Annotated in this window: 7 protein-coding genes, 1 tRNA gene and 4 pseudogenes; 6 read left to right on the top strand and 6 right to left on the bottom strand. The window is 61.5% G+C overall.

Going from position 1 to position 9,574, the window contains the following annotated elements; translation table 11 throughout:
- Together ACO1XS_RS16695 and ACO1XS_RS16690 are read left to right on the top strand one after the other, a co-directional pair.
- Window positions 1-247, top strand: a pseudogene (locus tag ACO1XS_RS16695) (ABC transporter ATP-binding protein); the annotation flags it as partial.
- Window positions 248-463: 216 nt separating this feature from the next.
- Window positions 464-637, top strand: a pseudogene (locus ACO1XS_RS16690) (LysR family transcriptional regulator); the annotation flags it as partial.
- 20 nt (window positions 638-657) lie between these two features.
- Here the strand turns inward: ACO1XS_RS16690 and ACO1XS_RS16685 are convergent.
- Window positions 658-1,017 carry a hypothetical protein gene (locus ACO1XS_RS16685; RefSeq protein ID WP_331568513.1) on the bottom strand — a complete coding sequence of 120 codons (360 nt, stop codon included), beginning with the start codon at window positions 1,015-1,017 and terminating at the stop codon, window positions 658-660.
- A gap of 52 nt (window positions 1,018-1,069) precedes the next feature.
- Between ACO1XS_RS16685 and ACO1XS_RS16680 the strand changes: the two genes are divergently transcribed.
- The gene (locus tag ACO1XS_RS16680; RefSeq protein ID WP_486391196.1) at window positions 1,070-1,708 is read left to right on the top strand and encodes an H-NS family nucleoid-associated regulatory protein; all 639 of its coding nucleotides are present in this window, start codon (window positions 1,070-1,072) and stop codon (window positions 1,706-1,708) included.
- 167 nt (window positions 1,709-1,875) lie between these two features.
- Here ACO1XS_RS16680 and ACO1XS_RS16675 read toward each other — a convergent pair whose 3' ends face one another.
- Window positions 1,876-2,631, bottom strand: a complete 756-nt coding sequence (locus ACO1XS_RS16675) for a tyrosine-type recombinase/integrase (RefSeq protein ID WP_486391195.1) — start codon at window positions 2,629-2,631, stop codon at window positions 1,876-1,878.
- Between the two features lie 187 nt (window positions 2,632-2,818).
- A pseudogene (locus ACO1XS_RS16670) lies at window positions 2,819-3,063 on the bottom strand (Arm DNA-binding domain-containing protein).
- A 228-nt stretch (window positions 3,064-3,291) separates the two neighbouring features.
- Between ACO1XS_RS16670 and ACO1XS_RS16665 the strand changes: the two are divergent.
- Window positions 3,292-3,363, top strand: a pseudogene (locus ACO1XS_RS16665) (electron transfer flavoprotein subunit beta/FixA family protein); the annotation flags it as partial.
- A gap of 131 nt (window positions 3,364-3,494) precedes the next feature.
- On the opposite strand, the gene ACO1XS_RS16660 reads toward ACO1XS_RS16665, so the two are convergent.
- The 3 genes from ACO1XS_RS16660 to ACO1XS_RS16650 form a co-directional block, all read right to left on the bottom strand.
- A complete protein-coding gene (locus ACO1XS_RS16660; RefSeq protein ID WP_331568508.1) occupies window positions 3,495-4,343 on the bottom strand; it encodes a nucleotidyl transferase AbiEii/AbiGii toxin family protein in 849 nt (282 codons plus the stop codon).
- 31 nt (window positions 4,344-4,374) lie between these two features.
- On the bottom strand, window positions 4,375-5,400 hold the full coding sequence (locus ACO1XS_RS16655; protein ID WP_331568512.1) for a type IV toxin-antitoxin system AbiEi family antitoxin: 1,026 nt from the start codon (window positions 5,398-5,400) through the stop codon (window positions 4,375-4,377).
- 409 nt (window positions 5,401-5,809) lie between these two features.
- Window positions 5,810-5,896 (bottom strand) — tRNA-Leu (locus tag ACO1XS_RS16650).
- Between the two features lie 213 nt (window positions 5,897-6,109).
- Here ACO1XS_RS16650 and rnr point away from each other — a divergent pair.
- Together rnr and rlmB are read left to right on the top strand one after the other, a co-directional pair.
- Complete coding sequence (gene rnr / locus ACO1XS_RS16645; protein WP_331568511.1) at window positions 6,110-8,614, top strand: ribonuclease R; 2,505 nt, start codon at window positions 6,110-6,112, stop codon at window positions 8,612-8,614.
- Window positions 8,615-8,782: 168 nt separating this feature from the next.
- Complete coding sequence (gene rlmB, locus ACO1XS_RS16640; protein WP_486391194.1) at window positions 8,783-9,526, top strand: 23S rRNA (guanosine(2251)-2'-O)-methyltransferase RlmB; 744 nt, start codon at window positions 8,783-8,785, stop codon at window positions 9,524-9,526.
- Window positions 9,527-9,574 lie beyond the last annotated feature (48 nt).

The raw sequence follows: 9,574 nt of genomic DNA, 5'->3' as shown, positions 1-9,574 counted from the left end.
TAAGCTGCTGTTGCTCGACGAACCGTCGATGGGTCTCTCGCCGATCATGGTCGAGAAAATCTTCGAGGTCGTGAGGGAGATTTCGAAGGAGGGCATCACGGTGCTGCTGGTGGAGCAGAACGCGCGGCTCGCGCTGCAGGCAGCGGACCGTGGCTATGTGATGGACTCCGGCGCGGTCACGATGTCGGGCAACGCGAAGGATATGCTCGACGATCCGAAGGTGCGCGCAGCCTATCTCGGTGAGTGAACGGAGTGAGCTTTGACATCGTCGGCCGATGACACCGGCAAGCCGAATGGCGTGAAGCACAGTACCGGCGACTACTGCTGTGGGCGGCGTAGCCGATGACGTGAACCCTCTACTGCAAGCCACGCGACGTGTTCTGGTGCACCGTCGACACCGGTAGGGTCACGGGCCACAGTTACAGTTGCATCAAAGGTAACGAACATTGCACAGCGGAATCGCGTGAATTTTGATCGTCAACAGCTCGAGACATTTTCTATTCTCGTAGAAACTCGGCACTTTGGCCGTTCGGCTCAGGTGCTGAACGTTAGCCGCGGTGCCGTCTCCCAGCGAATCATGTCCTTGGAAGAAGCCTTTGGGACGCCACTTTTGGTACGTGACGGCGTTACGCCGACTCCAGCGGGCGAGATGCTTCTTCACCACATCCAGGCGCTTAAGCTGTTGGAGGCGGACACGTTACAACGAATAAAGCCCGATGCCAGTAGTCGACCGAAGGCCGGTACCAAATCGCAACCGCTGATGCCGCCACCAGCGTATCGAGCAATACCGGCAACGCGCGCGACCAGATGGGCCGGAAGGTGGAACATGGACCGAACGTTTGCGGTTGCATCGGACATCGCGCGCAAAATGGAACTCGCCGATCCCAAAGCCGTCGCGACCAACGCGACAACAATATCGCGCGTTGCGCGCGTCGTGCCGCCCGGAAGGCTGTGGGTGAGCAAAACCGGCACGACTTGTAGCGGGACTGTGACATTGAACCCGTGCAGCGCTGACATTGCCGTAAGCGGTGTGGCATAGTGCGGGCATTGTTGCAACGATGAGGGAGTGATGGCTACGCTAGAGGACATCAAAGCAAAGATTGCCAAGCTGCAGGCCGAAGCCGATGCGATCGTTAGGAAGCAGTCATCCGCTGTTTCCAAGATCAGCGAGCTGATGGAAAAGCACGGCCTCACGTTGGCAGACCTCCAAGCGCATCTTGTGGCCAGCAGACGTAGTGGCAACGCAATAAAGCAAAACGCGTTCGGTAGGCCATCCAGCGCTGCAAAATATCTTGATCCAAAGACCGGGGCGACTTGGACCGGCCGCGGTCGTGCGCCGGGCTGGATTGTTAATGCAAAGGATCGAAGCAATTTCCTGATTGACGGCAGGGCACAGCTGCCAACGCGGAACGCCGCGAGCGGAGGTCGAAAGGGGAACTACGTTCGCGGTCCGCAGGCGCCGAAGTATCTCGATCCGGCAACTGGTGCGACGTGGAGCGGACGTGGCCGTGCTCCGGCGTGGCTTGCCGACGCCAAGGATCGAACCGAATTCCTGATCAGCGGGAATGGAAACGGAGCGCGAAGGGTGACAACCGAGAAGAAGGTCGCGGTGAAGAGACGAGTCGTCAAGCAAGGGGCGACGAAGAAAGCGGCGCCGAAGACCAACGCTGCCAAGAAGGTGGACGCCGCTACTGATGCGTCCAATTGAGCAGTTGCGGCGGTGATCGGAAGGTCGGTTCGTCGCCGCTGCAGGGAGTGTCAGAATTTCCGTGCTGCCTAGGCGTTCTACGGCCATCGTGTGGACGACCACAGAGCGCCACCGGGAATTTTTCGCCGGCCGCCTCGTTCCGTTCCATTCCGTTCCAGCCTCGCATTTCAATCGACGTCGCCGTGCGTGGACGTTGTTCTGCACAGCCCGTCGATGTAGTCAGCCCACGCCTGCATGACACGGCGCCGGTCATCGTCGAATGTCGTTCCGTCGTACGCCTTCTGTACGTCGCCTCGTTTCGCGTGCGCGAGTTGCGCTTCGAGAACATCGATGTCGATGCCGAGTCGCTCGCGGCCGACGGTTCGCAGCATGCCGCGAAATCCATGCGTGGCGTGCTTTCCTTGAAATCCCATGTCGCGTCGGGCCTTGCTTAACGCGTCTCGGTGCAAGTGCGGCGTCTTCTGGCGGGCCGGGGACGGAAACACGTAGTCTCCGCGGCCCGTAAGCGACTGCAATTCGCGGAGCAACACAACCGCTTGCCTCGGTAAGGGCACGATATGATCGTGACGCATCTTCATCCGAACGGCGGGGACATGCCACTCAGCGGACTCGAGGTTGATTTCATCCCACGGTGCAGCGGCGATCACGCCGGGGCGTAAGCCGGTGAGCATGGTCAGCTTCAGAGCAGCCCGCGTGACGGGCGACTTGTATGTGTTGATGGCTTGCACGAGCGGGACGATCTCAGCAGGCTTCGTGATCGCCGGGATGTGACCTTTGTTGTGCCGCGGGATGACACCGCGTAGCGACAACGGGACGCCGTCCTCTCGCAGACTGTGGTGGATCGCGTAAGTAACGATGCCGCCCACGTATTGGCGCGCTTTGGTCGCGAGATTGGGAGCATGCGCCGCTATTCCTTCTAGCACCGGGGTATGACCTCCGATGTCGCGAGCGTGGAGATCGGCTTGTTGCGGAGCGGAGGGACTAGGTATTGCCGGATGACAAACTCGGCTTTGCGGTACGTCTCGTCGGCCCACTCATTGCGTTTAATGCGAGCCATTTTTCTGCGACCAGATGGAACGCGCCTTCGGCAGCACGTTTGCGCGCAGCGGATCAGGCCCGGCGATGCTCGGCCGGATCGGTACCTTCGCGGACAAGGCTGCGCGCGATCGCGGCAGACTTGTGCGCTTCGACGAGCGGAACCTCAGGGTAGGAGCCAAGGCTGAGAAAGTTTCCTTTCCAGTACCCGGCCGGCGGTAGCGGAGCAGCCACGTCTTACTTCCGTCCGGCCAGACGCGTAGAGCGAGCCCATTCCCATCGGCGAGCAGATAGGGGGCGCTCGCGCGGTTTGGCGACACGAAACGCCACTTCGGACTTCGGTTCGACGCGTTTAGGCCTGGCTTGGCACCTCGATTCCGCGTATGCGCAAAAATCGTCGATGTCACCGGTACACGTCGGTCATCCGCGGAAACAAAAAACCCCCGTAAGACCTTGATCTTACGAGGTTTCTCGGACTACTGCGGCTTACGCCAGAACATCTGATGGTGCCCAGGAGAGGGCTCGAATAAATCATTTAGGTCATTGATATGAACCCGTTCGACGAAATTGCCGTGGAAGAGGCGGCGCGTCTGAAGGAAGCGGGCGTGGCCACGGAAGTGGATCAGCATCTTCGCTGAAAACGCGGCCAAGCTTTACCGGTTCTAGGGCGACGTTGGGAGGTCGCGTCCGCTGCGTGAAGGATTACGTTCTTTGCCGGGCAGCCTGGATCACGCTTTCCTGCCCGGGACGGTTAGGTCCCGCTTCCTCGCCGAACCACCGCGACAAATTCTTGGCGAAACGCGTTAAAAAGCTGACTGATCCGTTCAGCCGTATCGCCGCCGAAAATCCGTGTGCGGCTTGCCATCATGTGCGTCAGTATTGGGGGCGACGGATCGTCCGGCGCAATGACCGCGAGGATCTGATCGTGCACGTTCGGCGTGACGATACCTGCCACGTCGCGGCCGAGGAGGGCCGCACCGCCGATACCAGGATCGTGCTCGTGCTGTTCGATCAGGTCGAAGGCGTCATCGGCATACAGCCTCTCGAGATTTCCGGCCTCGCCATACCATGCCAGCAGGAAAAGTAGATCGGTTGCGTCCTTGCGATCGACCGCATGACGATCTTTCCAGGCGATGATCTTGAGCATTGCCTGCGCGGGAAGGGAAGCGACAGGCACCACGAGATCGTCATCCATGCGTACCCGCACTGAGACCTGTAGCGCTTGTTCGAAGCCGGCGACGTTCATGCGGATAGCCTGATCGGGCGGCCAGGCGATTTCGCCGCTAACGTCTGCGATGCCCCCAAACGGGACGATATCGAGCCAGGTTCTGGCGCCGGTCTCGGGGGCCTCGTAGTGCAGCCGGTGGGTTGCAGTGCCTCGCTGCTCGAAGTGGCCGGACGTGAGCAGCGCCGTTCGCAGTGTTTCATGGCCGGCCCAGCTTTCGATGGAAATACCGATATCGACGTCAGCCGTCGCCCGTGTCGGTTCGATATCGTGGACGTGCGTCAGCACGATGTCGCGTGCGCTCGCCCCACCGACAAACCACTGGATGCTCTTTTGGGAAGCAGCGGCAGCCACTTCCCGCAGAAGGGCCACCATTTCGGCAGGAAACGGGCGATGGGGGCGAGGCTCAAGCGGGGAGATATTGTTCACGCACTAACCGGGCTGTTTCGAGATTGCGCGAGTCGCCGCTCGCCACGAGATCAGCGTAGACGAGCAGGGGCGGCACGATGTTTTTTGGAAGTCCGGCCGCGAACTGAAGCTCTATCGGGGACCTCAGGAATTCAATGTTGCCGTCACGATCAGCCCGCAGGTGAGCTTTCGCGATCCACTCCCTCGGTACCTCGCTGGCACAGTATACGGTGAATGTGGCTGGTTTCAGGTATCGCGTAAGGATCGCTGCTGCCGGTTCGCCACCAAACTGGCAACGGTCGGGAAACTCGGGAACGCTTCTCCACCAGTCGGGGATGTCGGTGCGGAAGCGGCCGAGCTGAAGCGATCCACGTAGCAGTGTCGGGTACAACGTGGTCCATTCATCGATGAGCCGTGCTGTGTCGACGAATTGCATAGCGCGCCCGCCGGGCTGCTCGATGAGATCGCGCCGATCCAGCATGCCGTGAACGGCGTTCTGGACGGTTCCGTGGCTGACGCCGGCAACCTGTGCGATATCCCGGTAGGTTTTTTCCAGCAGTGGAGGGACCGCGAGCAGGGCGAGTGCGACGCGCAATGTCGATTTGGTCCAGGTCCGGCTACGTGCCGGCAGGTCGTTGTCCGGGCGTGGGCGCCCGGACACGAGAATGACGCTATCGCCTAGAAGAAGACTGGCGTTGCCGGCCAGGTCGAGCGCATCAACCTGCATGTCGCGGCACGCATTGATCATATTAGGGGACAAATACGATGTCACTAGCAGCAGCCGGGCACCGTCGCCCGGCGCAACCTGTGCGCGGACAGCGGCCACGCTGCTGTAGCGGTCAATGGTTCGCTTGACATGCGCGAGGCGTTTGTAGCGACGGGTGCCGACATGGAACTCCAGTACTGCATCCGCACCGGACCGGGGTGGCGCCTTACGCAGGTGGACGGAAACGCCGGTTGCATCGCCGAACGCGATGATGGCAGCTTCCAGTAGAGGAGGCAGATCGTGATCGACCGGATGCATGGCAAGGCCGCGGTTGTCCAATTTTCCTAATTGTACACGCAACGTGGACAGTATGAAAATTTGGATGCAGCTGGGTCTGTCCGAAAATGAGGATCGTCCACGGAACGTGTACAGGAGAAATTTTTGGACCAAAGACTTATTCTACCAACCAGGCGCTAAAAGGCGCTGCCTGCCGGCAGCGTCAGTCCCTCGCGACAAGCCATGTCCGGATTTTGTCGAGCATCGAGGGGCTTTGGCTAGGGCCGGGCTGCTCGGACTTCGCGGACGGTGAAAAGCATGGTGAGTACATCGCTCGACGTTGGCTTATCGCGAAACGCGAGCACGTTTCAGTCGCCCTGAAACGCAAAAAGCCCGCAAGCGGGCTTTATCACGAACAAACATCCAGTCAATAGCTCTGGATCTACTTCCTTGGTGCCCAGGAGAGGACTCGAACCTCCACGATGTTGCCACCGCTAGGACCTGAACCTAGTGCGTCTACCAATTCCGCCACCTGGGCAGGTGTGCGTTGTGCAGCAAAGATCGCCATTATATGGGCCCTGAAATTGCTGTCAAGCGGTTTATCGCGCTCGGTCGCAACTTGCCGGTCGACGCCGGGAATACCGCCCCATTACGGCCGCAACGCCTGCGCGAAGCCACCCGGCTCCGTGCCGCGGCCCGCCGGCTGCCCGGTGCCACGATCCACAGTGTTAGAATCGCCCGCATTGCCATGATGTCTCATACCCCGGAACAAGAACAAACCACCGACACGCGTCCCTTGAGCAAATACCCGTACCCGATCCCGAGCCGCGAAGAGATTCTCGGCGTGCTGCGCACCAGCGACACGCCGCTCACAGCGAACGACATTGCCGAGACGCTTTCGATCAAGCGCCAGGAGCGCGAAGGCTTCTTCAAGCGCCTGGGCGCAATGGAACGCGACGGCCAGATCCGCCTCGACAAGCGCGGCTACTACCAGCTGACTCATCCTTCGAATTTTGTCGCCGGCCGCGTACAGGGTCATCGTGACGGCTACGGCTTCGTCGTGCGCGATGACGGCCAGGACGATCTGTTCCTGCCCAACGCGGAAATGCAGAAGGTCATGCATAACGATCGCGTACTCGCGCGCGTCATCGGCTACGATCGGCGCGGGCGGCCGGAAGGGCACATCGTCGAGGTCACCGACCGCGCCAACAAGCGTGTGATCGGCAGACTGCTGAGCGAAAACGGCGCGCTGATCGTCGCCCCCGAGGACAAGCGGATCGGTCACGACATTCTGATTACGCAAAGCACGAAAAAAGCGAAGGTCGGGCAGGTCGTGGTGGTCGAGCTGACCGATTTCCCCAGCCGGCATTCGCAACCGCTCGGCCGCGTGTCCGAGATACTCGGCGACATAGACGACCCGGGCATGGAAATCGAAATCGCAGTGCGCAAGTACGGCGTACCGCACGAGTTCAATCCGCAGGCCGTCGCCGAAGCCGCGAAGCTGCCCGACGAAGTCAGGCCGGCCGATCTGCGCCATCGCGTGGACTTGCGCGATGTGCCGCTCGTGACGATCGATGGCGAAGATGCGCGGGACTTCGACGATGCCGTCTACTGCGAACCGATGAAAGTCGGCCGTGGCGATGGCTTTCGACTGATCGTGGCGATTGCCGATGTCTCGCACTACGTCCAGCCCGAGACGGCGCTCGATGCCGATGCAATCGAACGCAGCACGTCGGTCTATTTCCCGCGGCGCGTGATCCCGATGCTGCCCGAGAAGCTGTCGAACGGTCTTTGCTCGCTGAACCCGCAGGTGGACCGGTGCGTGCTCGTGTGCGACATGGTCATCACGGGCAGGGGAGAGATCAAGGCCTATCAGTTCTATCCGGCCGTCATGCACTCGGCCGCGCGCCTGACCTACACCGAAGTTGCCGCGATACTCGCCAACACGAAAGGTCCCGAGGCCGCACGGCGCAGCACACTGGTGCCGCAGTTGCAGAACCTCTACGGCGTATTCAAATCCCTGCTTGCCGCGCGCCAAAAGCGTGGGGCGATCGATTTCGATACGACGGAAACCTATATCGTCTGCAATGCGCAAGGCAAGATCGAGCAGATTTTGCCGCGTCAGCGAAACGACGCTCACAAGCTCATCGAAGAGTGCATGTTGGCGGCGAATGTTTGTGCCGCCGACTTTTTGAAGCGCAACAAGCATCCGGGGCTTTACCGCGTTCACGCAGGTCCGACCGCTGAAAAGCTCGAAAACCTGCGAACCTTCCTGCGTGGCATGGGGCTCTCGCTCGGCGGCGGCGAGACGCCGCATGCGAGCGATTACGCGGCGCTCATGGCTCAGATCCGCGACCGGCCCGACGCACAGATGCTGCAAACGATGCTGCTGCGCTCGATGCAGCAGGCCGTCTACAGCCCCGATAACATCGGGCACTTCGGTCTGGCCTACGAGGCCTACGCGCATTTCACGAGCCCGATTCGACGCTATCCCGATCTGCTCACGCATCGCGCGATCTATGCCATTCTGGCGGGCCGTAAATATCGGCCGCAGCCGCCGCTCGGCGTCACACTGAATACGGCGCTCTCGGCGAAAGCGCGTGCGTTGCAGCAAGCTGACGAATCTGCGCCGCGCAACAACGGTGGACCGAATACGGCAATCTGGGAAGAACTCGGTTTGCACTGCTCGTCCAACGAGCGGCGTGCCGACGAAGCTTCGCGCGACGTCGAGACCTGGCTCAAGTGCTACTTCATGCGCGACAAGCTCGGCGAGGAATACGGTGGGATGGTGAGCGGCGTGACGTCGTTCGGCATCTTCGTGCAACTCGACGCGCTCTTCATCGAAGGGCTCGTGCATGTGACCGAGCTCGGCGCGGACTACTTCCAATACGACGAGATCAAGAACGAGCTGCGCGGCGAGCGCACCGGTATTCGCTATCGATTGTCCGATCGCGTGCGCGTGCAAGTAAGCCGTGTCGATCTCGACGCCCGCAAGATCGACTTCCGGCTCGTGCGCGATACGGTGACGAAGACCGCGGTCGTACAACAGCGTGCGGCGCAGGCAGAGCGAGCGGCCGCGGAGCCGGCCGGCCCGCGCGTGCGAACCGTTCCAAATGGCGAGTCGACGGCGCGCAAGAAGGCCGCGCCGGGCAAGACGCCGGCTGTGAACGAGGCGCGAGCCGCACGCGCGCAAGCAGCCAGAAAACGTGGCGCTGCGACGAAGCCTGCTTCGAAATCGCGCGTGCGCAAGAAGTAACCGCGGTAGCTGCCGGTGCGGCGCGCACCGGCTTACCGTCCACGCATGTCGGACGCTTCGGTGCCGGGCATCCCATCGCCGCATGTCAGCATGTCCGCATGCCCGTGATAGCGAGCGGCTTTTATCGGCTGCTCGCATCGCATACTCACACGATTTTTCGATTCAGCTATGGCACGTCTCAAGGTTCTCTACGGGTTTCACGCGGTGACGGCGCGTTTGCGTCACGACGCATCGACAGTCGAGGAAGTGTTTTACGATGCAACGCGGCGCGACCGTCGGATGCAGGATTTCCTGCACACGGCGAAGGAAGCGGGCGTCCGGTTGATCGCGGCTGACGAGACACGTCTTTGGGGCCTTGCGCATACCGAGCGCCATCAAGGCGTCGTCGCGCGCGCAAGCGACTTGCCGCTCGCCCAAAATCTCGCCGAGCTGCTCGATGGGATTCAAGGGCCGGCACTGTTGCTCGTGCTCGACGGCGTGACGGATCCCCACAATCTCGGCGCATGCCTTCGCGTGGCCGATGCGGCCGGTGCGCACGCTGTCATCGCGCCGCGCGACCGCGCGGTCGGGCTGAACGCGACGGCGGCCAAGGTCGCGAGCGGGGCGGCCGACACAGTGCCCTACATCACGGTGACCAACCTCGCACGCGCATTGCGCGAGCTCAAGGATGCCGGCGTATGGGTGGTCGGCACCTCGGGCGACGCGTCCGCAAGCCTTTACGACACGAAACTCGACGGGCCCGTGGCGCTCGTCATGGGCGCGGAGGGTGAGGGGATGCGGCGCCTCACGCGCGAAACCTGCGACGAAGTCATGCAGATTCCGATGGCTGGGACGGTGGAGAGCCTCAATGTCTCCGTGGCGAGCGGTGTCTGTTTGTTCGAAGCGGTGAGACAGCGGACCGCCAAGCCCTGACATCGTCAAACGGCACGCCACCGGAGCCACCGCATGCGGCAGCGTTGG

Source organism: Trinickia sp. (assembly GCF_057351765.1).
Note: the sequence above shows the minus strand (reverse complement) of the source record. Positions and strands in the feature narration are given on the sequence as shown.